Origin of the sequence: Brachybacterium equifaecis, from assembly GCF_023509525.1 — a bacterium.
Taxonomy (GTDB): domain Bacteria; phylum Actinomycetota; class Actinomycetes; order Actinomycetales; family Dermabacteraceae; genus Brachybacterium; species Brachybacterium equifaecis.
The window spans coordinates 21917-47019 of record NZ_JAKNCJ010000012.1; the positions used below are offsets into that span (position 1 = coordinate 21917).

General features: G+C 69.9%; 23 protein-coding genes. 6 read left to right on the forward strand and 17 right to left on the reverse strand.

Going from position 1 to position 25103, the window contains the following annotated elements; translation table 11 throughout:
• Positions 1-137: 137 nt before the first annotated feature.
• Together Bequi_RS13385 and Bequi_RS13390 are read right to left on the reverse strand one after the other, a co-directional pair.
• Complete coding sequence (locus Bequi_RS13385; RefSeq protein ID WP_249738439.1) at positions 138-683, reverse strand: hypothetical protein; 546 nt, start codon at positions 681-683, stop codon at positions 138-140.
• Complete coding sequence (locus Bequi_RS13390; protein ID WP_249738440.1) at positions 680-1771, reverse strand: ImmA/IrrE family metallo-endopeptidase; 1092 nt, start codon at positions 1769-1771, stop codon at positions 680-682. Before Bequi_RS13390 ends, Bequi_RS13385 begins: the two co-directional genes overlap by 4 nt.
• A 281-nt stretch (positions 1772-2052) precedes the next feature.
• Here Bequi_RS13390 and Bequi_RS13395 point away from each other — a divergent pair, with 281 nt between their 5' ends.
• Positions 2053-2505, forward strand: a complete 453-nt coding sequence (locus tag Bequi_RS13395; protein ID WP_249738441.1) for a helix-turn-helix domain-containing protein — start codon at positions 2053-2055, stop codon at positions 2503-2505.
• Complete coding sequence (locus tag Bequi_RS13400; protein ID WP_249738442.1) at positions 2502-3827, forward strand: HipA domain-containing protein; 1326 nt, start codon at positions 2502-2504, stop codon at positions 3825-3827. Before Bequi_RS13395 ends, Bequi_RS13400 begins: the two co-directional genes overlap by 4 nt.
• 75 nt (positions 3828-3902) lie before the next feature.
• Here the strand turns inward: Bequi_RS13400 and Bequi_RS13405 are convergent, their stop codons facing one another.
• From Bequi_RS13405 to Bequi_RS13425, 5 genes are all read right to left on the reverse strand, one after another.
• Entirely contained in the window at positions 3903-4715 is an 813-nt protein-coding gene (locus Bequi_RS13405; protein ID WP_249738443.1) for a hypothetical protein, read from the reverse strand.
• Positions 4712-5464 (reverse strand): hypothetical protein, encoded by a 753-nt coding sequence (locus Bequi_RS13410; RefSeq protein ID WP_249738444.1) that lies wholly within the window; start codon positions 5462-5464, stop codon positions 4712-4714. The genes Bequi_RS13405 and Bequi_RS13410 overlap by 4 nt, the downstream gene beginning before the upstream one ends.
• Positions 5465-5552: 88 nt before the next feature.
• Entirely contained in the window at positions 5553-5858 is a 306-nt protein-coding gene (locus tag Bequi_RS13415; protein ID WP_249738445.1) for a hypothetical protein, read from the reverse strand.
• Between the two features lie 100 nt (positions 5859-5958).
• A complete protein-coding gene (locus Bequi_RS13420; protein ID WP_249738446.1) occupies positions 5959-6315 on the reverse strand; it encodes a hypothetical protein in 357 nt (118 codons plus the stop codon).
• Between the two features lie 142 nt (positions 6316-6457).
• Complete coding sequence (locus Bequi_RS13425) at positions 6458-7912, reverse strand: hypothetical protein (RefSeq protein ID WP_249738447.1); 1455 nt, start codon at positions 7910-7912, stop codon at positions 6458-6460.
• 153 nt (positions 7913-8065) lie between these two features.
• On the opposite strand from Bequi_RS13425, the gene Bequi_RS13430 reads away from it, so the two are divergent.
• Positions 8066-8386: a helix-turn-helix transcriptional regulator gene (locus Bequi_RS13430; protein ID WP_249738448.1), complete on the forward strand. Its 321-nt coding sequence runs from the start codon at positions 8066-8068 to the stop codon at positions 8384-8386.
• Between the two features lie 3 nt (positions 8387-8389).
• On the opposite strand, the gene Bequi_RS13435 is transcribed toward Bequi_RS13430, so the two are convergent.
• The 7 genes from Bequi_RS13435 to Bequi_RS13465 form a co-directional block, all read right to left on the reverse strand.
• Positions 8390-9328, reverse strand: coding sequence for a DNA/RNA non-specific endonuclease (locus Bequi_RS13435; RefSeq protein ID WP_249738449.1), 939 nt, complete (start codon positions 9326-9328; stop codon positions 8390-8392).
• Between the two features lie 46 nt (positions 9329-9374).
• A complete protein-coding gene (locus Bequi_RS13440; RefSeq protein ID WP_249738450.1) occupies positions 9375-9842 on the reverse strand; it encodes a hypothetical protein in 468 nt (155 codons plus the stop codon).
• Positions 9832-10170: a hypothetical protein gene (locus Bequi_RS13445; protein ID WP_249738451.1), complete on the reverse strand. Its 339-nt coding sequence runs from the start codon at positions 10168-10170 to the stop codon at positions 9832-9834. Before Bequi_RS13445 ends, Bequi_RS13440 begins: the two co-directional genes overlap by 11 nt.
• Before the next feature lie 62 nt (positions 10171-10232).
• Entirely contained in the window at positions 10233-10661 is a 429-nt protein-coding gene (locus Bequi_RS13450; RefSeq protein WP_249738452.1) for an HNH endonuclease, read from the reverse strand.
• Positions 10649-11365: a hypothetical protein gene (locus tag Bequi_RS13455; protein WP_249738453.1), complete on the reverse strand. Its 717-nt coding sequence runs from the start codon at positions 11363-11365 to the stop codon at positions 10649-10651. Before Bequi_RS13455 ends, Bequi_RS13450 begins: the two co-directional genes overlap by 13 nt.
• Positions 11366-11470: 105 nt before the next feature.
• Positions 11471-12205, reverse strand: a complete 735-nt coding sequence (locus Bequi_RS13460) for a single-stranded DNA-binding protein (RefSeq protein ID WP_249738454.1) — start codon at positions 12203-12205, stop codon at positions 11471-11473.
• A 152-nt stretch (positions 12206-12357) separates the two neighbouring features.
• Positions 12358-18453 (reverse strand): PHP domain-containing protein, encoded by a 6096-nt coding sequence (locus tag Bequi_RS13465; RefSeq protein WP_249738455.1) that lies wholly within the window; start codon positions 18451-18453, stop codon positions 12358-12360.
• Positions 18454-18535: 82 nt separating this feature from the next.
• On the opposite strand from Bequi_RS13465, the gene Bequi_RS13470 reads away from it, so the two are divergent.
• Both Bequi_RS13470 and Bequi_RS13475 read left to right on the forward strand, forming a co-directional pair.
• Positions 18536-19534, forward strand: a complete 999-nt coding sequence (locus Bequi_RS13470) for a hypothetical protein (protein WP_249738456.1) — start codon at positions 18536-18538, stop codon at positions 19532-19534.
• Positions 19535-19562: 28 nt separating this feature from the next.
• Entirely contained in the window at positions 19563-20960 is a 1398-nt protein-coding gene (locus tag Bequi_RS13475; protein WP_249738457.1) for a hypothetical protein, read from the forward strand.
• 31 nt (positions 20961-20991) lie between these two features.
• Here the strand turns inward: Bequi_RS13475 and Bequi_RS13480 are convergent, their stop codons facing one another.
• Genes Bequi_RS13480 through Bequi_RS13490 form a run of 3 tightly spaced genes read right to left on the reverse strand, consistent with a single transcriptional unit; the run spans position 20992 to position 23723 of the window.
• Positions 20992-22167, reverse strand: a complete 1176-nt coding sequence (locus Bequi_RS13480; protein WP_249738458.1) for a hypothetical protein — start codon at positions 22165-22167, stop codon at positions 20992-20994.
• 45 nt (positions 22168-22212) lie between these two features.
• Positions 22213-23193: a helicase associated domain-containing protein gene (locus Bequi_RS13485; RefSeq protein ID WP_249738459.1), complete on the reverse strand. Its 981-nt coding sequence runs from the start codon at positions 23191-23193 to the stop codon at positions 22213-22215.
• Positions 23190-23723, reverse strand: a complete 534-nt coding sequence (locus tag Bequi_RS13490) for a hypothetical protein (RefSeq protein WP_249738460.1) — start codon at positions 23721-23723, stop codon at positions 23190-23192. The genes Bequi_RS13485 and Bequi_RS13490 overlap by 4 nt, the downstream gene beginning before the upstream one ends.
• Before the next feature lie 79 nt (positions 23724-23802).
• On the opposite strand from Bequi_RS13490, the gene Bequi_RS13495 reads away from it, so the two are divergent.
• Positions 23803-25044, forward strand: a complete 1242-nt coding sequence (locus Bequi_RS13495; RefSeq protein WP_249738461.1) for a DUF7007 domain-containing protein — start codon at positions 23803-23805, stop codon at positions 25042-25044.
• The last annotated feature ends 59 nt before the right edge of the window (positions 25045-25103 follow it).

The following is a 25103-nucleotide window of genomic DNA, read 5'->3' on the forward strand; positions in this document are numbered from 1 at the left end:
GGTGGGTGCCGGGAGGGGTGTCTACTATGGGGCTCCCGCTGTCGCAACTTTGCTGAGAGGCGCACCTCGCTAGGCCGCACTTGGTCGTCAGTGCGGCATTCCAATGACCCGGCCCTTCGCGGTCGGGTCATTGGTCTCTAGAGCCCAGCCCGACGCCGCATGTCCGCCAGGTTCGTGGGCCTTGTACATCCGCCCTTGGGATGGGCGTACATGTCGACCCAGATCTGGAAGGCCTCCTGGTGGAAGGTATGGCCCCGCTCCACCATGAGTTCGCACAGCACATCGACCGATGTCATGGCGCGGATACTCCAGAACTCGGCGAGCTCGCACGAGTCCACGTCATCCGATAGCCACACTGCACCTCGAAGCGCGGAACGCTCCCGCAAGACGAACAGTGTGTGCGCCTCGCCAAGGTGATCTCTCGGCCTTTCCTCCGTGCCGCCGAGCCGGTTTCGACGGATGTCCTCGGCGGCATCGCTCTCCGTCCGGCTGAGCTTGATCGGCACGCCGAGGGCGTCGATGAGGTCGCGCATCTCCTGGTGCTCTCCGACGTGGTCCTTCATCTCCAAGTCAACGGCCTCGCAGACCATTCCCCGGTCTCGGATCCACTCGAGCAGCAGGTCCATCTTCCCGACGATGGCGAAGTCGATCGCCACGGAGTTGTCGGGGAAGACTGCGGTCACGCTGCGGCCGACTGGGAGATGAGTGCTCGCGCGCGGCGACGGGCATCTTCCATGTCGTCGATCCCGGCGACCTGGGCGAACGGACGAACCGTCGCCTCGCCGGAGGTGTAGGCCTCCGCGAGGTCGTGGAGTAGCCGGCGGGGAGGCCGCTCCACGCAGTTCTGTGCTTGCCAGGCATCGTAGGTGGTATCTGCGGTAGAAGCAGGCCATGCTTCAGCGAGGGTTCCGAGCTCAGCCTGATACTTCCGGGCCCGCACTCGTGCGGCGAAGGTGGAAGGTGCAACGCGGAAGCGATGGGCTTCACCACGGATCTGCTGGGTGCTCCATTCATCGCGCAGCGGGATACGTGCGCGCGGTATCAGGATCATGCCGGCGATCTCGTTCGCCCGTCGCTCGATGCCGCTCTCGCCGTCGAGATCCACGCGGTGGGGCTCGTTGGTGGTGTCGTCGCCCAGCACAAGGTGGGCGAGCTCGTGAGCGAGAGTGAACCGGATCCGCTGGGCCGGAACCTTGGAGGTGGCGACGATGCCGTGGACACCGTCTGCCGCGGCGTGGACGCAGTAGCCGTCGATTCCTTCGGGGAGGGGCCTCACCCAGACGTCGACTCCGAACGCCTTCTCGATGGCGGATGCGAACTCGTCGACCTCCGTCATGACCCAAGGACCGCCTTGCGCCTCGTTCAGCGCGGCGACGATGCGATCAGCGATCGCCTGGTCCGATGCGCAGTCGGAGATGTCGGGGAGAGCGCTGGGGCTGCCGACGTCGAGCTGGTGCAGTCCTCGGCGCCGCTCGTAAATGAGCCGGGCGATGTCGCTGACCTCCGCGTTCACGTGAGCATCGGCCGTGCTGGTCGCACGGGCTGCGGCCATGAACGGGAGTGTCTGCGGGCGCCCGATGAGCCCGTCGACGCTGGTGCCGACGAGGTCCGCGATCCATGCGAGTTCGAGGAACTTGAACGCCCGCTGGCCTGAGAGGGAGCGCGAGAGGGCGGCGGTGTCCATGTGGACTGCGCTCGCGACGTCGGCCTGCGTACGGCCGGAGTCCTTGATCGCCTGGCTGACGGCGGCGCCGATGCTCTTGTCGTCCATGAGTGCGATCCTACGGAAGATTGCGCTGAGCGCAATAGCACGGACCGTCTGGAGCGCAGTGAGGTGATGAAGCGCGGGAGCAACAGCCTGAGACGAATAGCAGCGAACACGCCCTTCATCGCGTCGAAGGGCTCGAGCCAGTCAGGTTGAGACTCCGGCAACATGAGGCGCACCCGCGCGAGTCGGCCTCCAAGGAATCCCGGTCTGCGCCCCTCATCCGCGGGACACTCCACGGTGTCTGCACGACCGCCGTGCCGCCCGCGAGCCGAAGGAGTCCGCCCATGCCGCCCCTCGATGACCGTGAGCTCTCCGTGGAGCTCGCTGCGATCCGACACATCGACGCAATGGCCGAGCGCGCCCGCCAGAAGGCCATGGTGCTTGAGGCCGCCCGCGAGGATGGGATCCTGCGCCTGGTCGTGGAGTCCGGCTTGTCCCACCGGGAGATCGCGGGGATACTCGAGGTGACCCCTTCGGCCGTCCGCAGTGCTGTGGCGGCCGCTCGCAAGCGCGGGACGGCCCCGAAATCCTTCGTCGACCCCGTGACGCAGGGCGCCTGGGTGCGGGAGTTCCGCAAGCGCGCAGGCATCTCCACAGCCGAGCTCGAGGACCGGGTCGGCGTGCCTCGGGGCTGGGTCCGCGAAGTCGAGCGAGGCATCACCTCGCGGCCCGGCAAGCTGCCGGTGCTGTTCGCCGAGCTCGGGATGAACCCGCAGAGCATCGCGTCGAGCAGATGATCCGCGCGCTCGACATCTGGCGGGGCGGCCGGCACGATGCGACGCTGTCCATCGCCGCATCCGGTGAGGTGGCGATGAAGTACACGAGCCCCGATGCGCCGCGGATCTCGGCCTCCCTGCCGAACGACGGCATGCGGCCGAGCCCCGAGACGGTCCGCCACTTCTTCGAGGGACTCCTGCCGGACAGGGCGGAGGTCCGCTCAGGATGGGCAGACGTCCTCAGTGAGGGCTTGGGGGCGCCGGTCGATCCCGCGGACCCATTCGCGCTCCTCCGGTACCTGGGGAGCGATGTCGCCGGCGCGCTGCAGATCCTGCCCTCAGGCGAGACCCCGGGCCGCGTCGATCCGCTCGTGCGCGTCGATGACCGGGAGATCGCCTCGCGTCTGCGTTCCCGCAGCGTGTCGTCCGCATCCACAGCGGGTGCCCGCGCATCTGACCGGAGCAACGTGGGCTGGTTCGCCCTCGCCGGGGGACAGTCCAAGCTCGCGCTGACCAGCTTCGACGGCGGTAGCTCCTGGTACGAGTCCACTGACTGCGCTCCGAGCACGCACATCCTCAAGCCGTCGGCGGCTGGTCACCCCGGGCAGGCGCTGATCGAGCACCTGAGTCTCGAGGGTGCCGCGCGCCTCGGGCTGGACGTGGCCCGCAGCGAGTACCGGATCTTCTACGGGACCCCCGCGCTCATCTCCGAGCGGCACGACCGGGCCGTCGCCGACGACGAAATCATGCGTCTGCACCAGGAGGACCTCTGCCAGGCCCTCGGTGCCGCGCCAGCCCGCAAGTACGAGTCCGACGGAGGCCCTAGAGCGCACGAGTTCGCTCGACTCATCCTCGATGATGCCGGCCACCACGATGCCATGCAGTTCGTGCGCTCGTTGGCTTACAGCGCCGTGATCGGGAGCGCTGATGGCCATGCGAAGAACTACGCGCTTCGCCATGGCGAGGACGGATCGGTAACTCTCGCGCCGCTCTACGACGTCTGCTCGTTCCACCCGTGGGCCTCCAGCCGAAGGCCAACGGGGACTGAGCTTCCAGGTCTGCACCTCGCCTTCGCGGTCGGGAGCACGAGCCGGATCGAGAGCATCACAGCGGGGGACTGGGAACTTCTCGCGAGGAGGTCAGGTCTCGAGGAGGGCGAAGTCGTGGCGGCGGCCGCGGAGGTCATCGCTGCGGCGCCGGACGCGATCGCGGATGCGGTGAGGTCCGCTCGCGGGAGCCTGCCGGTCACGGTGGAGGACGAGCGGCGGATGGCCCGGCTGGTCGGTGGGACTGCGCACCACGCCCGGATGATGCGGGCGGGGATCCGAGGCGGGGCCCAGTGAGAACGGGCGCCGAGCATGAAGAACGGGCACCCAATCCGAAGGATGGATGCCCGCTTCGCCTGACTCTACCAGTTCTCAGCGCTTCTTGCGCCGCGCGTTCGCCCGCTCGTCCTCGAGGTCCCAGACTGCCTCGGACTCTGCCTTGTGCCGGCGGGTCGTGAGGTCGACGCCGGAGATCTGGCTGGAGAGCCGGGAGACGGCTGCGGTCATCTCGCGGCGCAGGGCCTCGATGTCTTCGCGCTCGAGCTCGGCGGTCGTGGCGAGGGCCCGTTCGCGCAGGGCGGGATGGCGGATGCCCCAGAAGTCCTGGAACGCCGCGACCGTGGTGGGGTTGCGCTCGGGATTGAACTTCACGGGGGAGGACCGCAGCTCCTCGCGCTCCTGCTCGGGGAGGTCGCGGGCGTCCTGAGCCATGCGCATGACGCGGACGGCGGTGCGCAGGTAGGGGCGGGGGAGCGACGGACGCTGCGAGCGGAACTCCGCCTCGGCTGCGGCGCGAGCGGCCTCGTGGGCGTTCGACTCCTCGAAGAGCATCACCTCTTTCGTGGGATGCGTCCGATCCCAAGCCGCCAGTTGCTCCTGCACGCTCTGCTCGAGGTCTGCTGCGTAGCACCGCTCGTAGGCGGTGATGGCGACGTCGGGCACGTGGACGGTCGCCCAGAAGGCCCTGACCTGCCGGGCGGACCGGGGCACCGGCGGATAGTCGAAGGACCCGCCGGCGTTGTACTCGTCATCCGGCAGGTTCGGGTCGTCGGAGAGCTCGAAGGCGATGGGGTTCACAGCCACAGGGTAGGGGACCAGATGCACATCGGAGCGCATGTGGGCCTGCTCAGCGAAGCGTCCGCGCGTGTCGCGCTCCACCTGCTGCTCGTCGAAGCTCGTGGTCATGCCGCCGCCCCTTCCATCCGAGCCCCCGTATCCGCCCCGCCCGCCCCGCCCGCCCCGGGCACCGGCAGCCCCATCCGCTCGGCGCGGACCCGGGCGATGTGCCCCTCATACCAGCGGGCGTAGTCCTGCTGTTCGCGCATCTGCTGCCACTGCATCGCATCGACCTCGAGGAGGCTGCGGCGGGCGTGGATCGCGCGTGCGCTGAGACCGCCGGATGCTGTGCGGGAGGCCGCGGGCACGTAGGTGCTCTCCTCGGCCGGGGCGAGCTCGAAGTCGACGCCTGCGAACTCGCGGCCCTCCTCGGGCAGGAACCCGGGGATGTCCTCCACATCGACGCTGCCGCGGGTGATGGTGCGGATCTGCACCTCGAGCGGATCGTAGAGGCGGTTGCAGTGCAGGAACAGGCCAGTCGTCTGGCCGGCCTGGAGACGGTCGATGGTGCGCCGGAGGTAGGTGACCTGGAGGCCGTGCCGGGATCGCCCGCGGACCAGCCACGTGATCAGCGGCGTGCCGGCCAGTGGGATCAGCAGCGCGTACCCGCCGATCGGCAGGACCGACCAGGCGATGAGCGCGGTGATGATCGTGAGGATGAGGGAGACGATGAGGACGACCGCGGTGCGGTTGTTGACGTCCGTGGTCGCGATGACCGTCTCGCGGGACTCCTCGGCCTTCTTGCCGATCATGTCCGTGAGCGTGAACATCATCATGGGGCGCTGCTGGTCGGCGGGCGCCTCGTGGATCGCGGTCATCGTCGTCTCCTTCCTTGGTCCTGGTCGTGCTCAAATGCCGGTCCCACGCGCCCGGGCCCGCCCGAAGGCTCACCCGGGCGCATGAGGATCAGCCTCGCGAGGTGCTGTTCACCAGGGCGATGAGGCCGTTGGCGACCCAGTCGATGATGCGGAGGATGCCGGGGATGATCGCGCCGGGAGCCGCCATCACCGCGCCGATGAACAGCACGACGAAGACGCCGCCGAGGCCCTGCATGTTCGCGCCGCGCCGCTTCTGGTAGATCCAGGCGAGGACGGAGAAGAGCACCATCAGCATGCCGATGACGGTGAGGAGGGTAGCGACGCCGCCGAGCTGGCCGCTGACGGCACCCCAGACGGTGTCCCACCCTCCGGCGAAGTTCACCTTCGTGTTCATTGCAGACCTTTCAAGTCCTGACCGTCCGGTGCGTCCGGACGGAAGTCGTTCACGGGAGACCATGCGCATTTGCGCGAGGCCTCAGCGCACCGCTTTGTCGTCACGCCGTGCCCTGGGGGCTGGGAGTGGCGAGGAGGCGGTGCATGTGCCCCTCGAAGGGGGTCATCTGGCCCCACAGTCGGGAGAGGGCGCTGTCGGTGAGCGCTCCCTCGAGGACGGTGGTCTCGGGTTCGACGTCCACGCCGCCGAAGCCGTGGAGCTGGCGGGCGGTTCCGTCGAGGCGGCCTCGGGCGCTGGGCTGCGAGTAGTCCTCGGTGAGGGCTCGCGCGGCGCCGTCTCCGCCGAGGGTGACGTCGGCCCGTTCGGAGGGCCACGTGGAGAACCGGCCGTCGGTGGCGCGGGGCTGGTCGCCGGCGCGCGCGGGGCCGCGGGATCCGCGCGGGGTGCGTCCCTTCATGCTGCCCTCCTTCCGAGGCCGTGGCGCCGGCCTGCTGCCGGAACCTCCTGGACTGCTATGTGCCGCACCTTCGCGAGATCGCTGGTGGCGGTGATCTGTGGCACCTGTGCCCGTGCGTTGTGCCTGCATGACGGCATCCGTCTCACACCTCCGCCAGCACGGACCGCAGCTTCTCGTGCGCATCGGACGCATCGGTGCGGGCCATGGCGACGGAGGACGTGAACAGGGTCTGGGCCATCTGGGAGCCGTACCGGTCAGCGGAGTCGACCAGGAAGTTCGCGACGAGCTCGCGCTGGTGCTGATCGGCATCGGGGAACGCGGCGAACAGGGCCTCGGTCTCCCGCTCCGGCAGGTTGCCGTCGAGGTAGGTGCGGGCCACCGTGTCGGCGCCGCCGGCCTTCGCGACCACCGCGATCAGGCGAGTGGAGCGACTGCCGGAGAGGCTCTTCGGCTGCGGCTCCGGGATCTCCTCCCGCCACGGCTCGCTGAGGGAGACGACGCGGCTGACGCCGAACCACGGGCGCTCGCGCATCGTCCGCGCGGACAGCTCCCCGTTCTCCAGTGCCTGCTCGATGCGATCGACGGTCTGCTCGATGCGGCGCTCAGATTCCGTGGTCAGCGACCGGTCGAAGGGGTCCGGCGTCGACATGGTGAGGCTGTCTCCCTCAGAGGCGTCGATGGAGAGCGCTGGAGCGAGGCGATGGAAGCCCTCGGAGGGGCGGTTGCTCACGGGCATCGACATGCGCACCTCGTGGGCCAGGTTGTCCTCCTGGACGCGGGTGAGGCTGTGCCCGAGCCGGGCCTCCTCCTCTGCGCGGCGACGTGCGTACTCGGAGCGGCCGGTGATGTTCCGGCTGGCCTTCTCGCCGGTGGAGCGAACCGCCTTCGCGTGCATGATCGTGCGTGCGAAGGAACTGGCGACGTGGCCCGTACCCGCCTCCACGAAGCCGCGGTCTCCGCGCGCGATGCGCTGGTGGATCTCGACGGCGGCCTCGGAGACGAGATCATCCGCATCCATGGCGGGCGCCATGGGGACGCTGCTGGCCTCCACAGCGGCGACGCGGCGCATGCGGGCGATGAAAGCGGGGGTGAAGACGTCCTGGTCGTAGGCGTTCTCCCGCTCGCGCAGGTCGGAGATGGAGGGCAGGGATGCCAGGCGCCGGGCGCGAGCTTCCGCGCGAGCCGCTTCCTCCGCATCCGGCCGGCTGTCATCGGCGTCGTCCTCGCCGCGGCGCTCGGGGATCTCGCCGAGTCCCTCGTCCTCGAGGATCGCCGACCACACTTCGACCTCGTCGGCCATCTCGCGCGCACGGGCCGAACCGGCGGCGCGCCTGGCGGTCTCGACCTGGAAGTCGCGCTCGGCCTCGGCGACGGCCATGCGCTCCCGGGCCCGCTCGAGGGCGATCGGGTCGACGGCGGGGGTGTCCTCGCCGAGCCCTATCCAGTCGTCGGTCCCGTACAGGTCGACGGCGGAGCCCGCGGATCCCGCGAGGTCGACGGCGTCTGCGCGCTCGTACTCGTAGCTGCCGAACTTCCCATCGGCCTTGCGCGCGGACTCGCGGGCGGAAGCTGCGCGTGCGCTGATCTTGGTGCTCATGCACGGCTATGTGCCGCGCGTTCGCAGGAGGGGCGGAGGGGGCTGGATCAGCGGATTGCGTAGCGCCTCAGCGGAAGCAGATGCGCACGATAATGAGCACTGAAAGGTCTAGGGTTGTTCTAGCTGACACACAGAGGAGGCCGATGTCGTGTGATGATCCGTCCTGAAGCCCAGAGCACGCTCGAAGTGCTCGGCCACACCATCGAAGTGGCCCGCATTGAGAAGCAGTGGACGCAGCAGCACCTGGCCGCAGTCCTCGGCGTCTCCCGGGCTACAGTCGCCGCGATCGAGAAGGGCAGCGGATCCGTCGCCATCGGCACGTTCCTGAGTGCAGCCGACGCGCTCGGGATCAGCCTGCTCGGCACCGACGACATCGGGCGAGATGCCATCCGATCCGTCCTGCGCCGCGAGCTCCAGCTCATGCCGTCGCGAGTCTCACGTAGGCGGAAGGACCGCCGGGACGACGACTTCTAGGCCTCACCGCGTGGGGATGACCGCCCCGGTCATGTAGTCGATGTTCCAGCCGTTCGCGGTGTTCGAGACGATGACGCGCTCGTCGATGGCGTGGTCGCAGCTCATGATGTCCACGGTGACGGTGCGCGGCAGGAGCTCGCTCCCGGTGTAGTTCGGGGTGGCCGCGTAGTAAAGCGGGCACTCGGCTCCCTTGCCGGACGCGAGGTACTCGCGAGCCATGCGTTCGGTGTGGGCCATGCCGCCGGCGTACTGGCCGCCGATCTGCGTGGTGCCGACGTTCTGAGTGCGGGTGCCGGTGACAAGGTTGCCAGCGACTTCGGGGCCTCCGAGGGAGTCGGCGATCAGGTGGCTGCGGTTCATCATCCAGCCCTTGTACTGCTTCGACCCGTCCACGCCGTCGGAGGCGAGGATGGTGACCTTCGCGTTGTTCTTGGGCCAGCCGGCGGGATCGGGGAGTTTGCCTTCGGAGTCACCCTTCGCAGGGGCCGTGAGCAGTCCGTAGGCGCACTGCGCGCGTCCCAGCGAGTCGAGGTCGCAGGTCGTCACCTGCCCGGAGACGGGTGTGCGCTCGACGACGGCGGTCCCGGTGATCGTGTAGTAGTCGCCGACCACTGCAGCAGAGGACCCCGGGCTCGCAGGCGCAGCGTTCGCAGGCGCGCTCGATGCCGGCCCGGCCGTCGACGTCACAGCAGCCGAAGGCGCAGCCGTGCTCGGAGCGGCCGGATCGCTGCTCGGCGCCGGCGCGGCCGTGGGCAGGCCCGGGATCTCGGGGAAGCCCTCGGGGAGGTGCTCGCTCGCCTCGATCATCCACTCCCGCATCTGGGGGCCGGCGGGGGAGTAGGCGTACACGATCCCCATGAACAGGCCTATGATCACGAGGCCCAGGAGGGCGCGCATGATGCGGGAGGGCAGGAGGGAGATGAACTCGGCGAGATACTTCATGACCGGGTATGTTCCGCGCGGCGGCGGGTGAGTCCGGGCAGCCAGCTCACCTCCGCCGCAGGTCCTCCCGCATCCGGTCTCTCAGGGTCCGGTCGAAGTCGTCGATGCCTTCGAGAGAGATCTCGGCGATGATCCCGCGGGTTCTGGCGCGGACGCGGTTCACGGCGGGGTCGTAGCGGTCCGCGGAGCCGAGGAGGTCGACGAGGGCGTCCAGGGCGATGAACAGCCCAGCCGCCGCGCACATGATTCCCGCCGCGGCGCTGCCGATGTAGGCGAGCACCTGGTGGAGCTTCCCACCGCCGAGCATCTCGCTGACGATCCCATCGAGCGGGGTCTGGCCGATGGGCCGGCAGAGCAGGAATGCGCCTGCGCCGACCAGCATCGCGCCGGCGAGGAGAAGCGCGCCCTTGCGCACCAGGACTCGCAGGAGCACGGATCGCGCGGACCGGCGCACTGCGAACGCGCGCCCCGCGACGATGATCGCCGTGTCGTGGGCGCTGGCCTCAGCCGGCATGGACGGGAGTCAGAGCAGGCGAGACGGGCTCGAGCTCGGGCGCAGAGCGATCCTCGGGCTCGGCGCCGGCGTGCTCGGCATCCTCCAGCTCGAGGATGTGCTCCTCGAACGTCTGCCCGGAGTAGCCCATGTAGTCCTCCGATCCGAGGTGGACGCCGCAGGTGCATCCCCACGACGCCTCGGCAGGAGTCCAGTGGGTGCCCTCCGTGCGGCCGGTCAGGACGCGGGCATGGGAGACGCCGCCGATCATGCGCTCATCGCTGCTGGGGATGTCGTCGGCGTACTCGAGGTCGTGCGCGCCGCGGGGCTCGTAGTCGTCGTATGCCATGGGGTGCTCCTTCGGAGGTCGGTGCTGGTGCAGGTCTGGAAGGGGATGCGGGCGCGGCCGGGTCAGCCGGCGTACCACTGGCCGGGGATGCGCGCGGCCTCCTCGGGGAAGTAGTGGGCGCGGCGGCGGGTGATGCGGCGCCGGGTCCAGGAGGAGGGCATGCTGGCGCCCTTGGACGTGTTGTGGCGCGAGCAGGCGGCGACGAGGTTCCGCATCGACGTCGCGCCGCCGCGGGACCACGGCCAGAAGTGGTCGGCGTGCTGCGCGGGCCGCTGGCAGCGGAGGATCCCGAAGGTGGACATCTCGCATCGGTGCCCGGCGCGGTCGAACCCTTCGCGGCGCTGCTCGGCGGAGTACATGCGCACCGGATCGCGCATGCCCTCCCCGGGACGCAGGGCGCTGACGGCGGCCGCGATGGCGACGGCGGCGATGAGCAGCGCGCCGATGAGGACACCGGGGTGCTCGAGGAGGAACTGGATCAGCCCTGGCATGCGGCACCGCTGGAGGACCAGTAGAGCTGGACACTGGAGGGCGCTTCGGCCCTGGCGTGGAAGGTGCCGCTGCCGGACACGGTCACGGAGCCGCTGCCGCTCCCGGAGGCCGCCCCGCTGACGGAGATCGACCCGTTCGAGGTGAACGTGACGCGAGCGTCGCCGCTGCAGGTGACGCTGAGGCTGGTGGTCGCGGTCTGCACGGGTGCGGGCGCCGGCGCGGGAGCGGGCGCCTGTGTGGTCGCAGGAGCGGGCTGCGGAGCCTGCGTGGTGGCCGGCGCGCGCGTCCGGGTCGGCTCGGGCTCCGGGGTCGGCGAAGGCTCCGGCTCCGGCTCGGGCTCCGGCTCGGGCGCAGGCTCGGGCTCCGGCTCGGGGGCGGGCTCTGCCGGCGCCGGGGACGACGGAGGCGTCACCTCGATCGGCGGCTCCGGGGAGAGGTTCGGGTCGGAGCTCGGTTCGACGCTGCTCCCGGTGGCAGGTGCCATCGTCGTGACGACCACGACCTGAGGCTCCTGCGTGACGCGCTGATACACCGTGAACCCTCCCCAGGAGATGCCCGCGAGGACCACGACGGCGATGAGCGCGACGACGACCCGGGCCCGGGCGAAGACCCACCAGAGCAGCGAGCCCCGGCGGCGCAGGAGAGGAGAGCGGGCGGTGCTGCGGGCGCGAGAAGACCCGGAGAGCTCGGCCGGCCGGTCCATGGGCGCTCGAGCAGGTCGACGCCGTCGTCCCGCATGCGCTGCTCCTTCATCTAGGGGAGAGGGCGCCCCGCCCGTGCGGACGGGGCGCCCTGTTCATGGATGGGCTCAGAAGCCCTGGCCGCCGAAGCCGCCCTGGCCCTGCTGGGCGAAGGCGTTCTGCTGGCCCTGGGGCTGGCCGAAGCCGCCCTGCGCCTGCTGGCCCTGGTCGAAGCCCTGCTGGGGCTGGCCCTGGCCCTGCGGCTGACCGAAGCCCTGCTGACCCTGGGGCTGCCCCTGACCGAAGCCGCCCTGGGGCTGGCCCTGGCCCTGCGGCTGGCCGAAGCCACCCTGCTGACCCTGGGGCTGGCCGAAGCCCTGCTGGGCCTGCGCCTGGCCCTGGGGCTGGCCGAAGCCACCCTGCGGACCCTGGGGCTGGCCGAAGCCCTGACCGCCGGGCGCGCCCTGGGCATTGTTCCCGCCGCCCTGGTACTCGATCTTGTTGACGGACGCGGTCGCGAACGTCAGATCCGGCCCGGTCTTGAAGACGCGGAACTGCTGGGTGGAGATGTTCACGGGGCTGCCGTCCTGCTTGAAGAACTGCTGCTTCTTCGCGGTGTAGCCGCCGATCGCGATGACCGCCATGCCCTTGCGATACGTCTCCAGGACGTTCTTGGACGTGGGCTCGTAGACCACGCAGTCCACGAACATCGCCTCGGGAGCCGGGTCGTTCGGGCCGGCGTCCCGGCGCTTCGGCGGGTTCACGGCGATCGTGAAGTAGGCCAAGACCTTGCCGTCTTCGGCGACGAACTTGCGGGGGTCGCCGGTGAGGTTGCCCGAGTGCGTGATCTGATTGAGGTCCATCAGGGTGCTCCTTGCAGTGCATGTCGTGTCGTGCGCGGGGTGCCGCCGGATGCCCGGCGACGGAAGATGTGCAGAGGCCCTGCACGGGGTTCACTCCGAGTACGCGGCCGATCGCCTGCCCAGGAAGATTCCCGGGAGCGACGGTCGCGTGCTCAGGAGCTCTGGATCCCTCCCCGCTTGAGAGCCGCATAGGCGCTCAGGTCGTCCAGGAGGGGGTGCGAGCTGGTCGGGGCACTCCTCGGGGCGATGTGCTCGCCCCTCGGGATGCCGAAGGTGGAAGCCGGGTTCTCGGCCGCCGGAGCGACCGGGCTCTCCGGCCGGGTCTGCACAGGGATGTCCCGCCCAGGAGCGGTCCAGACCGCTGCGAGCGCCCCGGGCTCTCCGCCGGTGCGAGCGGCAACCTCGAGCGGCGCCGCGACGGGTGCTGCGGCGGCAGGCAGGGACGGCGGAGGCGCATCCGGCATCGGGGTCTCAGCGGAGCCGTCTGGGTCGGCCGGAAGGGCCAGGGCGGCAGCTTCCTCCGCCCGGTCGGGAGCCTGGACAGGGGCCTGCGCGTGCGGGCCGGGGCCGGCGGGCGGTGCGGCCTCCGCCTTCCGCCCAGCGCCCTGCCCCTCGGCGACTCCAGGGATCTCCGACTGGGACTTGGTCGCCCGCTTGCGCTGCGGCTTCTTCGCCTCCTCGGCGCCCTGGAGCTTCGCCGTCATCCCCTCGAAGACGCTCTGAACGCTCACGCGCGGCGGCAGTGCCGGGCCGTGCTCAGGAGTGGCGGTGCGGACGGTGCTCACCTGATCGGCTGCGATCTGCAGCTCATCGACAACTTCCTCCACCTTCACGGCGCCCTCGGCATCCGGGTCATCCCCGGCCTGCGCGTCGGAATCGGCGTCCCCGGTGCTGACGATCGTCGTGCGCCTGCGACGCTCGACCTTGCCCGTGATGACCACGAGGTCGCCGAGCCCCGGAAGGTCGGCCGGCTCGATCCTGCGCAGCACGCGGTTCCAGATCGCCACCTCGATGGTGTCCTCTCCGTCCTCGATGACAGCGAAGGCGAAGTTGCCGGTCTCCCGCTCGATCAGACGCCAGCTCGAGAGGATCCCCGCGACCGTGACCGCGGCGTTCGACTCCACGTAGGAGCCGGCCGCGCAGATGCGGCGCACGATGCCGTCGCCCCGAGACCCGTAGGAGGTGTGAGGCGACCAGGTGCCCAGCAGGTCGGCGACCTCCTGGGTCTGCATCGGATGCTGTCCGAGCGCGACGCGCAGGACTCCCATCTGCCGGGCCGAGCGCTCCACCGGCGACCAGTCCAGGCCGGGCAGCACCGTCACGTCCTCGGTGGTCAGCGGGATCGGGGAGGCAGTCTTCGTCGGGGCGACGTACCCGCCGATCAGGCGCGTCATCTCTCTGCGGGGCCCGAAGGCGTCCAGTCCGCCGGCGGCGATCAGCGCGGCGATCTCCTTCGCAGGCACAGAGGGGCGCACCTGCGTGCCGCTGCCGTCCTCGATCTCGCCCGCGCGGGTCAGGCGCTCGGCGGCATCCGCGAACGAGCGGAACGGTCCCGCGTGCTCGCGCTCGGCGACGATCGCCGCGGCCGACTGCTCGGAGACGCCCTTCACCTCGGCGATGCCGAAGACGATCCGGGACTCCTCGGCGAAGGTGTGAGGGCCGGCGATGTTCAGGTCAGGAGGGAGGACCTCGGCGCCGGAGCGTCCCAGCTCCGAGAGCATCGCCCGGCGGGCCTCCACCTTCTCCGTGCGCACCAGCAGACCGGCGGCGTACTGCAGCGGCCAGTTCGCCTTGAGGTAGGCGGTCTCGAAGGCGAGGACCGCGTAGGCGAAGGAATGGGCCTTGTTGAACAGGTAGTTGCCCGACGCCTTGAACGTCTCCCACAGGGCGACCAGGGTCTGCCGCTGGAACGCGGGCGAGGTCGTGCCGTCGGGCCGCTCGAACTGCGAGACGCCGCCGGGGACGATCTCGACGCCACCGTCCGGGAGGGCGAACTCGCCGCCGTCGATGAACAGGGTCTCCAGCTTGTTCAGCTCGGCCATCTGCTTCTTGGAGACAGCCTTCTGCAGCTTCGACTTCGTGTACGGGCCGAAGCCGGAGATCGACTGCGCCAGGAACATCAGCTGCTCCTGGAGGACGATCACGCCTTCGGTCTCATCGAGGATCTCGGCGATGACCGCCTGCTCGGTGGGGTCCAGAGTGAACTGCGCGTACGAGCTCGTGAGGGTGCCGGCCTTGATCGCCGCCCACGTCTCGTGCATCCGCTCGCCCATGGGGCCCGGCCGGTACAGCGCGATAATGGTGGAGAGGTCCGCCATCGTGGGCGCGAGACCGCGTCGCAGGAGGCCGCCGATCGCTTCGACGAGCAGGCGCGTCATCCCGGCGCTCTCGAGCTGGAATACGCCGGAGGTGGTGCCCGCGGCGAGCATCTGCCAGGTGCGCAGGACCCGAGGATCGGAGACGTCGGAGGCGTCCACCGCGTCCAGGTCGATGTCTTCGCCGGCCTCGCGCAGCAGGTCCTCGCAGTAGCGGGCGATGTCCAGGTTCCGCAGGCCCAGGATGTCCATCTTGAGCATGCCGAAGTCCTCGAGCTCCGGGCCTTCCCAGCGGGTCACCCACGATTGGACGCCCGTCTTCTTGTCGGTGTGCAGGCGCAGGGGGATCAGATCCACCAGCGACTCGGGGGAGACCAGCACTCCGCAGGCGTGGATCGACTCGCTGGCCTTCACGCCCTCCAGCGCCTGTGCGAGCGCGAGGACTCGCTGGGCGCTCTCGCCTTCGGTCGCCACGAACTCGCGCAGGTCTCCGCCGTGCTCGGAGCCCTCGGGGACGAACTGGGCGAAGGGCCGGGGCTTCGGACCGACCATCGGCACGAGCTTCGCCATCTTCTCGCCCAGGTCGCTGAGGCCGAGGGTGCGGGCGGCGGCCTTGATCGCCCCCTTGGAGAGGAAGGGGTTGTAGGTGCCGATGAGAGCGACGTTGTCGCGGCCCCAGCGGCGTCGCAGGAACTCCTGGACCTCGCCGCGGCGCAGGTACTCGAAGTCGGTGTCGATGTCCGGCATGCCCTTGCGGTCGGGCGCGAGGAAGCGCTCGAACAGCAGGCCCGCCTCGATGGGGTCCACGCCCACGATGTCCAGGCAGTAGGAGACCGCAGCGCCGGCGGCGGAGTTGTGCACGACGAAGGAGTCGGTCATGTACGAGTGGTCGTCGGGGACTTCGATGTCGTAGACCCGGCTCTCGCAGATCCCCGTTTCGACGGCGCGGACTCGCTGGTAGACGTAGCCGTCGTCGACGAAGCCGATCGAAGCGCGCATGTTTGTGCCGTCGAAGCCCGGGCTCGTGCGCACAAGCCACGACGGAAGGGTGTTGGAGAACTCGATTCGAGAGTCCTTCCGCGTCGCCAGTGAGGCACCGGCGGGGGCGCCCACAGCCCAGAGGAGATCTCGCACCTGATGCGCGAGGCGGTCGGAGACGGTCGTGTATCCCCAGCGTCCGTCGCGGTCTACGCAGCCGTCGCCCCACCACAGTCCGCCCAGGAGCGCACGCTTCTGCGAGGCATCGAGATCGGACACCCAGGCAGGGAGGTGCTTCGTCTCAGCACGCTGGCGGTAGGCCTCGGCAAGGTGCTCGAAGAGGGAGCAGATCGCGGCGCTGCGCACGATGAACTGACGGAGATCATGCGTCGCGTGATCGGCGGCGTGGGGCTCGATGCCCCAGACGGACTTGATCTTTGCCGCGATGGTGCCGTCGTCCTTGGAGCGCTGGGTCGCCCATCCCGTCACTCGGCCGGAGTCCGTGCGGGTCCAGCCGTTGGATGCCCACGCACCGAGGACGAACAGGAAGTCCGGCCCGATCTCGATGTAGCGAGGGGTGCTCGTCGTCCGGAACCGGTTCTCGTCGAGATGCTCGATCCACGTCTTCATGCTCGGGAATCCGGCATCTCGCAGATACTCGAGCAAAGTGGCCCGGGTGCGCATCTGAGTCGTGAGGCGCTTCTCCACGAGAGTCCCCCAGCGGGTGCGGGCGATCCCCTTGAGCTCTTCGTCGTCGGTGATTCCCGCACGGGTGTTCGCTATGGCTGCCTGAACCGCGTTCCGGGAGACTCCGGACTTGACGGACACTTCGCGGATCGAGTGTGCGTAGGGCCGGTTGGTGGCGACCTTCTCGATGATCTCCGTCTCCGTCACCGTGTAGGCGGTTCCGTCGGGCGCGGGCCCCAGGAACGGTGCGACGTCGATCCGGGACGGTGCCGAGCCCGGCGATGTGGGGCGGGGGATGCACAGCAGGTCCCCGACTTCGACATCGTCCGCGGGGATCCACTGACGCTCCAGCCTCTGGCTCGGCGCCCACCTGTATCCCTGAGCCAATCGGCCGGGCTCAGTCTCCCTAGCCGCCTTCACCGCGAGGACCTTGTGGTCGCCGGTCATGGTGGCGCCGTCGGCGCCGTCGTAGAAGGTCCGGAGCTTAGTCAGGGGTTCGTCGATGTCGTAGGCGAAGGTGTTGGCGACCTCGCGCAGCGCGCCGGTGTGCGTGCGGACCGTGTCGCCGATGCGGATGTCGCGCAGGGCCTTGTAGCCCTCGGGAGTCCAGACACGAGCGTCGCCGGTGAGGCACCCTCGGCCGGGTCCGGTGGAGATCGGCTTCTTCCGCTCGCGGTCCGGTCGGAGAGCCATCCCCTTCTGCATGGCGATCCAGTCGTCCGCCGTGTAGTCGCTGGCACACCACGCGACGACATCCCAGAGGATCAAGAAGTAGTCGGCGAAGCCCTTGTCCAGGACCACTCCGATCTCGTGCTCAATGCGCTCGATGATGGCCGCCGGCAGGTTCCCATCGGCATCCATCTGCTCGTGGAACTTCTCCTTAGCCCCCTTCCACACGAGATCGGTGAACAGCTCGGCGCTGGTCATGCCCTCGGGTGCCGGGAACTTCGGCAGGCGCATCTCGGGCTCCGGGATCACGTCCGCATCCACCGCATCCGCGACGATCTGCGTGTTCGCACAGGCCTGCTGCCAGGACGCGCGCAGGGGATCGCCCTCGGGGAAGACCTCCAGCATCTCGGCCTCGGACTTCACGTGGTAGCCCTGGCCGTTGAAGCGCCAGCGGTGCGGATCGTCCAGCAGCTTCTTCGAGCCGATGGCGAGGAAGGCGTCCTGCGCGTACTCCTCGTGCGGCTCGACGCAGTGCGAGTCGCCGGTCGCCACGCACAGGAGCCCGAACTCGTCTGCGAGAGCGAACAGCTCGGCGAGGATCTCCCGCTCCCGGTCGATGCCGTGGTACATGACCTCGACGTGCACGTTCTCCTTGCCGAGAGCGTCGATCAGACGCTGGAGGTTCGTGCGGGCCTCGGATCGTCGGGCGGCAGCGGTCTCGCGGGCGACCTCGGCGAGGCCACCCTGGCTGTCGGCGTCCTGCTCTGCGGCCTGGGCTGAATGATTCTGCGCGGCGGCCTCGCCATGTGCGGCCTGAGCCAGAGCATCCTGCTCGAGCGCGGCGCGCGCGGGGCCCTCGGCCATGTCCTCCCGCCCCTGCTGGGAGAACTCCTCCGCCTGCGACTTCAGCCGCAGGGACTGCTCGGCGTGCTCGCCCGCGGACCTCTCGAGCTCTGCGGCCCGGGCGGTGTGTTCCGCAGCGGCCAGCCTGCGGGACTTCTCGCGCGCGTCCCGCTCTGCGGCCTCCCGGTCGGCGCGGATCGCGAGGCTCAGAGGCGCCTGCACGGGCCCGCCGAGGCACCCGGTGAGCACGGCGATGCCGTCTCCGAACGCTTCGAGCGCGGGGATGCGCAGCTTCTTGGCGGCCGCCTTGGTGGCGAGCATGTTGTAGTCGATGAACGGCGTCCCGTACCACTGGGCCTCGTATCCGCGGTTGTGCAGCTGCATGAGGTTGCCCCAGCCCTCGCGGGTGCGGGCGAGGACCGTCAGGTGGTGGTAGCGGCGGGTCTTCGTGCCCTTGGTCGTGCCGAGCCCGTCGGTGTCCGCCTCATCGCGGGGCACCTCCTCCTCGTGGCGGTCCATGCGGGTCATTCCGGGGCGCGGGCACAGCGCGAGGTAGGCCTCGAACGCGGGGATCGGCTTGATGCCGGCGTCCTTCGCTGCCTCACGCAGCGCCCAGATGCCGCCGAGCGATCCGTGGTCGCTGATCGCCACGGCGCCCTGGCCGTCGGCCGCGACCTTGCGCACGATCGCGGGGATCTTCGCGATCGAGTCCTTGGGGCTGTACTCCGAGTGGACGTGGAGGTGTGTGAAGGCCATGCCTCCCGGTACGCGGGGCCTCCCGAGCCCAGGAACATCCGGCCCCAGCTGCCCCTGCGTGCTCGGCGCCGAGAAGATGCGCATGGTCAAGGGCATGAAGACCCACGAGTTCCTCGCCGCACCCGGCGACGCCCTGACGCCCGCCCGAGACGTCGACGAGCTGCACGGCCGGCTCGAGGAGATGTCCCTGCTGACCGGGCTCCCGCCGAACCGGATGGTGCTGTCCTACCTGTCCTCAGTTCCGATCCCGCGCTATGAGACCCTTCCCGAGGGCGAGAGCCGCTGGGCCGGCCTGAAGGCGGAGGCGCTGAAGAGCCCCCTGTTCCTGCTGCCCGAGAACGTCCACGACCGCTACCCGGTCGCCGACGGCGAGGGCGGCCAGCGGCTCGAGACCGACGACGAGTGGGCGCTGCGCATCTGCCTGCTGGTGATCTCCACCGGTCTCTACGATCCAACGACGGGGCAGTGGCGCGACATCCTCGCCTCCCTGGGGTACGACCTGGACGACGAGAGCGTCCGCGCGCGCATCCAGGACTGGATGAACGGCGCCGAGGATCCCGAGCTCGAGGCGCTGGACCTGGATGCCCAGTTCCCTGACACCGACGAGCTGATCCGCGTCTACGACGTCGCACAGGAAGCCTTCCCGGGCATGTTCGCGCTCAGCCGCTGGATCACGTTCCGCGGGATCTCGGAGATGATCGACCGCACTCAGGCGGACCACGATCAGCTCACCTTCGAGGACGTGCTCGAGCAGATGCGCTACGTCGTGGTGCTCGCACGTCATGCTGCGCGACCGCTCGGGGACGTGGACCTGGACGAGCTGATCGACGACGCCGAGTCCAACATCGAGGTCAGCCGCACGACAGAGGAGCTGATCGGCTTCGCGATCGTCGAGCTCGACCAGGCGCTCGAGGAGGTCATCGCCCGCTTCGAGCCCGAGGCGATGAAGCTCGTGGACGCCGGCGTGGAGGCCCTGGAGGGTGCCTCGCCGGATCTGCGAGACGCCTCCGAGCAGACGTCCGCGCCCGAGCAGTCTCCGGCGCCCGAGGCCGCACCCTCGCCCGAGCGCCCGACGGTCTGAGCGCACGGCGCGCGGTACATCCCAGGCCGTGAACGCACTCCAGGACAGCGAACCCCAGGACGCACAGCAGGCCTTCGAGTCGGCGGGAGACTTCGACGCGCATCAGCGCGCCCGCTCCGCCGCGGCGAACGTGCCAATCGAGCGGCTCTCGGCGATCCCGCTGTCCCCGTTCGCCTCCGAGCCGGTGCTCGTGTTCGCCCAGCGGAACCTCCACGGCTTCGACTACGTCGTCACCACGGGCTCCCCGGTGCGTCACGACATCGCAGGCTTCGCCGCGGAGGTGCTCTACTCCGCGCTCGGCCCCGGGGTGCAGACCCGCATGGTCGAGGCGAAGGACTCCGCCGGCCGCCGCATCGAGAAGCGCATCACCGGCACCTTCGAGTTCTGGTCCAAGCCCGGCGAGCCGAACCCCAGCGGCGGCGCCCGCCCCTCCTCGAGGATCGCGCTCGAGGAGGCGGAGCGCCTCACCCGGACGCCGGCGCCCTACCGCGGGGCGAGCCCCATCGTCTTCGACACGCCCCGCACGCACGCCCGGGCCGTCGAAGCGCTGCGAGACTGCGGGGACCCCATCGGGCGCGTGGCAGCGAGGATCCTCCAGATCGGCGCATCCCTCACCGTGTGCCCGCAGGTGGTGCTGTTCACGCGCTGCGCGTCGCTGCGCTACTTCATCCCCGATGCCCTGCCGGTGAACGCGATGTCCACGTGGCTGGCCGCCTTCCAGATCCCGGCGTCCACGCCCGCCGACGACCTCGCGGACGCCTGGGCCCGCCTGGTCTCGACGAACGCGACGCCGAGCGCCGTGAACTCCAAGCTCTTCGTCCAGCTCGCGAAGGCTGCGGACCGGGCGCTCTCCAACGGAGCCATCGCCTCCGGTGCCTCGGCGATCCGCGCGAACGCCCAGTGCGAGTCCGCAGGCGCGATCTTCTCGATGATCGAGACGATGGACCCGAACCTGCGCGAGCGAGCCCTCGCCGGCGGCGACCTGGTGCGCGCCCACATCGCCTACGGGGTCCCGGGCGGTGAGGAGGAGCCGGTGAACGTGGTCATGGACAGCCAGACCCTCCGCTTCAAGAAGGGCGACCGCTTGCTGCTGCGCTTCGAGGAGCGCGATGCCCGGGAGATCGCAGTCAGCGTCCGCGATGTCGCCCTCGAGGATGCGGGGGAGGTCCGTCTGGCCCTCACTCCGTCGACCAGGCGCAGCCGGAAGGAGCCCTACTCGGACGAGGAGACCTTCTCGTACCGCTGGGTCGGCAACGACATCGCCTCACTGGACCGCGCCGACAGGAACGGCGTCCACGTCCTGCTGTCGAAGTCGGTGATGAGCCCGTTCGCGATCAAGATCGAGAACAAGCGATGGCTGCGGGGCACGGAGCGCCCGCGCATCCAGCATGCGATGCCGCAGGCCGTCGCCGCGGCGATGCGCTGACGACGGCCTGTTGGGTGGACCGGAAAGCCGGTCAGGAGCGCTGGTCGCTGAGGTCCAGCTCTCTGTCCAGGGACGAGTCGCGGCTCGCGGCGCGGACCTTGCGCGCGTCCCGGCCGAAGATCGAGAGGACCCCGGCGAGGATCCCCGAGCTCTGTCGCTTCTGATCGAGCATCGGATCGGCGAGCTCCCGGGGACCCGTGTACGCCGAGCGCATGCAGATGTGAGTGCCGAAGGACGGATGGTAGACGGCCTGGCACTTCTCGCAGGTCTGCGCGAGACCCAGAGGCGGCGCCGAGCGGATCCGCTCGTTGTAGAACCGCCCCTGCTCGGGGCCGCTGAGAGCCGCGATCTCGCGCAGGTTCGAGACGACAGCGTTCGCGTAGACCTTGTCGCGGATCTTCGTGAAGGTGACGCCGGCCGCGGGGTTCACCGCGAAGCCCTCCATGAACCCGCCCTCCGAAGGGATCACGCGAGCGCCCGCGCGGCTGAGCCGGTTCAGGCGCCGCTCATCGAGGCTCTCCACCCCCGACAGCGCCGTCGTGACCCTGCGCGCCTCGAGGACGGCGCTCACGGCCTCCTGGATCTGCGCCTGGCGCCCGTGGAAGTCGAGCCCCTGCGTCATCCACAGGCCGTCCTCGGTGCGCCGGCAGCGCACCCACCCGGAGACCGTGCCGCCGGGGAACGCGGCCTCCACCGGCACGTCGAAGGACTTGCCGTCCTGCGTCTCGGCGAAGGAGCGGATCGACGCGGCGCTGGGCATGCGCATGGAGATCCCGTTGCCCTTGTAGAGCCGACGGTAGGTGCGCCGGTGCCCCGACAGGGAGTTGCCCGCGGCGCGGTTCGGTGTCCAGTCGTCGGGCATCTGCGGGATGCCCTTGTCGGAGTCGGTGTACTCGGACTGCATGCGGCGCGTGTCCCACCACTGCTCGAGCTGGGCCTGCCCACCGGTCTTGCGGGGGTTGTAGTAGGCGCCCTCGGCGATCGCCCGGACGAAGCCTCCCTCCTCGAGCTCGCGCGAGCGCTGGTCAAGCTGCTCGGCGGTCGCATACATGGGACGCCCGTCGATGCTGGCGTGCGACTTCGCGTTCAGGAAGGCCATGAAGCGGCCCTTGGAGTCGCGGATGACGTTGTCCTCGGCCCACTGGCGGCTGCGCAGCGAACGGGGACGTGCGGCGCCCTTGGCCGGCGCGGTGCTCTTAGTGCTCATGCACCCCTATGTGCCGCGCGCTGCCAGCTCTCGATCCCGGCCCTGCTAGGCCTTCTCGCCGGGAGCGAGCGGCCAGGGGTAGTCCTCGTGGTCGAGCGCCTTGGCGATGTCGCGGACGAAGACGCGGAACCGCTCCTCCCGCCACAGGGGCAGGTGGACATCGAGCTGGAGTCCCCATGCCTCGGGCATCCAGCCCTTGACGTCACAGCGGCGCATGGCGGCGAGGAACAGCGACAGCTCGCGCGCCTCGGCGTCGTCCATGGCCCGAGTGGGGAGGGTCCTCTCGCGTCGGATCCACGCGAGGTAGCGGATCAGGTGGTCGTGGAACCACAGCTCGCTCTCGTGCCGCCAGGAAGGGGAGACGCGATCGAGCGCCAGGCCGCGGTGCCGGGGGAGGAGTCCGATCTGGAGGGCTTCGCGCTGCGTCGCCAGCCACTGGTCGAAGCGTCCGATCCACTCCGTGCAGGCACGGTCCTGGACGGTGGCGCGCCACCCCTCGAGTGCGGAGTCGAAGACGCGCTGGGAGCCGAGCCAGGAGGCCCTCGTCGAGCTCGCGCGCGCCGCGGACAGGTGCTGGCGCATCTTCTCCTCGAGAGGCCGGCGGTCCTTGCCGTCGGTGGCCGGCGGGTTCTGCCACCCGGGGGCGTGCTCATTCAAGGACCTGGCCTGCTTGAACGTGAGGTCTCCGTTCTCCCGCGCTTCTCGCTGACGGGTGAGCCATGCGGCGAGGACCGCGTTGTCTCCGAGCGTCGGGAGCCCGCCGTGCTGGGCGACGTGCTTGCTGACGGCCTTCATGTACGCGCCCCACGGCACCTCAGGGCTTGCGATCACCGGACGCCGGCGCGGCTTGAACGCGGTGTACGGGTTGCTCTGGGGGCCGATGCCGAGGGGTGCCTGGCGAAGCTCCTTGCGCACCGCCGCTGAGCGACTGCGACCCTCGGCGCGAGTGGCTGAGACCGCGAGCACATCGGGGATGGAGCCGAGCATGTCGAGGCCGGGACGCCCGGAGCGGACCGTCTCGCTCATGCCGCCGCCCCCGTGGTGGCGCGCGGACGGGAGGCGGAGACGGCCTGGGCGTACGCGGTCCATGCCTGGGATGCGGCGCGCAAGTCGTCGAGCGCATGGGAGGCCAGGGAGGTGTAGTCGATGGTGCTCGGATCGTCGCCGCCGCGAGGGGTCGTGCCGCGGTGCTCGTAGGCGTCCAGCTGCTCGGCGCGGGTCTCCACGTCGAACGGCCAGTCGTCCTCATGGGCGGCGATGTCCCCGGCCTCCTCGCGCTCGAGGCGGGTGATCGCCTCCGCCAGGCGGGACAGGTGCGCGATCAGCTCGGCGTGCTCGCCGTCTGCGAGCTGCTCGAGATGGGGGCCGGGGCCGTGGATACGGTCCAGGAGCTGGGATGCGCGCGCGGCCGCCGCAGGGATCTCCGGCGGAAGCATGCCGATGGGATCCTCCGGGGAGGGGAGCACTTCGCCGAGGTCGGCTGCGCCGAAGGGCTTCCCCATCACCAGGGAGGTGCCGGCGGCGGCGGTGCGCGTGGTGGTCGTCGGTTCGCTCATGCCGGGGTATGTACCGCCGTCGCCGCGATCGGACCGGTGGCGCGTAACGACCGAGGCAGGCAGCGGCACATAGGAGGCCATGAGCACCAAGATCAGCGGCCGAGCCGCATCCGCGCGAGAGAGCGCCAGGAAGTCCGACGGCAAGTTCGGCGAGCAGGAGCACGGGCGCGCGGACGGCGTGAGCCTCGGCGATGCGTCCTGGGACGCCGGCGCCGACGATGCCCCCGAGCCCGAAGCACCGGAGAAGATCCCCGGCTTCGCAGCCGACGAGGACCGCGACTTCACCCAGGAGGCGAACACCGACTCCGGCCGGCCCGCCTGGGGAGCCGTGAACCACGTCTACGACATCGCCCCGGGCATCGCGGAGGTCTCCTGCGAGGGACACGGCGGGGTGAAGCTCTCGCCCGAGCGCAACAGGCTCGTGCCGGCGCCGCTGCGACGTCCCGGCGGGTGGTACGAAGAGGACTGCGAGTACAAGATCGCAGTCGCCACGTTCCCGAGCGCGTTCGCGAACGATGCCTCGGAGAACACGCACTGGAAGCGCCTCGGCCGCGATGGCTCCGAGCAGGATGCCCTCGCAGACGTGCGCAACTGGTTCCCCGACGAGTACGAGCAGGCGACCGGAATCCCCGTCACCGCCGAGCAGTCCGGCAAGGTGCGCGAGCGCGAGTTCGCCGAGAAGCACAAGGACTCCTTCCGCGTCACCGGCGCTTCGACGGCGGAGCGCGAGGGCTACGTCAGCCTCACCGCCAAGCGGGAATCCGACGGCGCCGAGACCGTGTTCCTCATGCCGAAGGACCAGTACGACAGGGAGCGGGAGAAGCTCCCCAGCGGCACCTACGGCATCCCCATCAACGCCGAGAACACCGAGCTCGACACGAAGAAGATCGTCGAGCGCGAGGCGCAGAAGGCAGAGCGCCAGAAGAAGTGGGAGGAACGCGCGGCCCGCGCCCAGACGGAGTTCTGGGGCAACCGCGACGCACTCACTCAGCGCGAGCAGGACCGCCTCGAGCAGTGGGAGAGGCAGCTCGTCCGGACCGAGGAGGGCGAGATCGTCACTCAGGCGGAGTCCTTCCAGCGCGAGCCGGTCCACAGCGTCCAGCGCATGGTCGACGGCACCAAGGTGAAGTGGTACGCGAACCTCCTCGGCGATCCGGAGCACTCCAGCTACATCCGCGAGATCCCCGCCGTCGTCGCGAAGGCAGCGACCGTGCCCGACGAGACGCACGAGTCGACGAAGCGCTGGATCGAGGAGGACCGCGCGGAGAAGAAGGCCGAGCGCGAGCGGGCGAAGGAGCGCAGGAGTCGCTGGGGCTGGTGACGCGGAGACCCCGCGCACCTGGGAATCTCCCTGGGGCGCGGGGCTCTCGCGTACTGGGA

What these genes read in the sequence shown, in the direction of transcription:
- Bequi_RS13390 (WP_249738440.1), bottom strand. Translation starts at nt 1,771, where the DNA reads ATGGACGACAAGAGCATCGGCGCCGCCGTCAGCCAGGCGATCAAGGAC.
- Bequi_RS13395 (WP_249738441.1), top strand. Translation starts at nt 2,053, where the DNA reads ATGCCGCCCCTCGATGACCGTGAGCTCTCCGTGGAGCTCGCTGCGATC.
- Bequi_RS13400 (WP_249738442.1), top strand. Translation starts at nt 2,502, where the DNA reads ATGATCCGCGCGCTCGACATCTGGCGGGGCGGCCGGCACGATGCGACG.
- Bequi_RS13405 (WP_249738443.1), bottom strand. Translation starts at nt 4,715, where the DNA reads ATGACCACGAGCTTCGACGAGCAGCAGGTGGAGCGCGACACGCGCGGA.
- Bequi_RS13410 (WP_249738444.1), bottom strand. Translation starts at nt 5,464, where the DNA reads ATGACCGCGATCCACGAGGCGCCCGCCGACCAGCAGCGCCCCATGATG.
- Bequi_RS13415 (WP_249738445.1), bottom strand. Translation starts at nt 5,858, where the DNA reads ATGAACACGAAGGTGAACTTCGCCGGAGGGTGGGACACCGTCTGGGGT.
- Bequi_RS13420 (WP_249738446.1), bottom strand. Translation starts at nt 6,315, where the DNA reads ATGAAGGGACGCACCCCGCGCGGATCCCGCGGCCCCGCGCGCGCCGGC.
- Bequi_RS13425 (WP_249738447.1), bottom strand. Translation starts at nt 7,912, where the DNA reads ATGAGCACCAAGATCAGCGCACGCGCAGCTTCCGCCCGCGAGTCCGCG.
- Bequi_RS13430 (WP_249738448.1), top strand. Translation starts at nt 8,066, where the DNA reads ATGATCCGTCCTGAAGCCCAGAGCACGCTCGAAGTGCTCGGCCACACC.
- Bequi_RS13435 (WP_249738449.1), bottom strand. Translation starts at nt 9,328, where the DNA reads ATGAAGTATCTCGCCGAGTTCATCTCCCTCCTGCCCTCCCGCATCATG.
- Bequi_RS13440 (WP_249738450.1), bottom strand. Translation starts at nt 9,842, where the DNA reads ATGCCGGCTGAGGCCAGCGCCCACGACACGGCGATCATCGTCGCGGGG.
- Bequi_RS13445 (WP_249738451.1), bottom strand. Translation starts at nt 10,170, where the DNA reads ATGGCATACGACGACTACGAGCCCCGCGGCGCGCACGACCTCGAGTAC.
- Bequi_RS13450 (WP_249738452.1), bottom strand. Translation starts at nt 10,661, where the DNA reads ATGCCAGGGCTGATCCAGTTCCTCCTCGAGCACCCCGGTGTCCTCATC.
- Bequi_RS13455 (WP_249738453.1), bottom strand. Translation starts at nt 11,365, where the DNA reads ATGGACCGGCCGGCCGAGCTCTCCGGGTCTTCTCGCGCCCGCAGCACC.
- Bequi_RS13460 (WP_249738454.1), bottom strand. Translation starts at nt 12,205, where the DNA reads ATGGACCTCAATCAGATCACGCACTCGGGCAACCTCACCGGCGACCCC.
- Bequi_RS13465 (WP_249738455.1), bottom strand. Translation starts at nt 18,453, where the DNA reads ATGGCCTTCACACACCTCCACGTCCACTCGGAGTACAGCCCCAAGGAC.
- Bequi_RS13470 (WP_249738456.1), top strand. Translation starts at nt 18,536, where the DNA reads ATGGTCAAGGGCATGAAGACCCACGAGTTCCTCGCCGCACCCGGCGAC.
- Bequi_RS13480 (WP_249738458.1), bottom strand. Translation starts at nt 22,167, where the DNA reads ATGAGCACTAAGAGCACCGCGCCGGCCAAGGGCGCCGCACGTCCCCGT.
- Bequi_RS13485 (WP_249738459.1), bottom strand. Translation starts at nt 23,193, where the DNA reads ATGAGCGAGACGGTCCGCTCCGGGCGTCCCGGCCTCGACATGCTCGGC.
- Bequi_RS13490 (WP_249738460.1), bottom strand. Translation starts at nt 23,723, where the DNA reads ATGAGCGAACCGACGACCACCACGCGCACCGCCGCCGCCGGCACCTCC.
- Bequi_RS13495 (WP_249738461.1), top strand. Translation starts at nt 23,803, where the DNA reads ATGAGCACCAAGATCAGCGGCCGAGCCGCATCCGCGCGAGAGAGCGCC.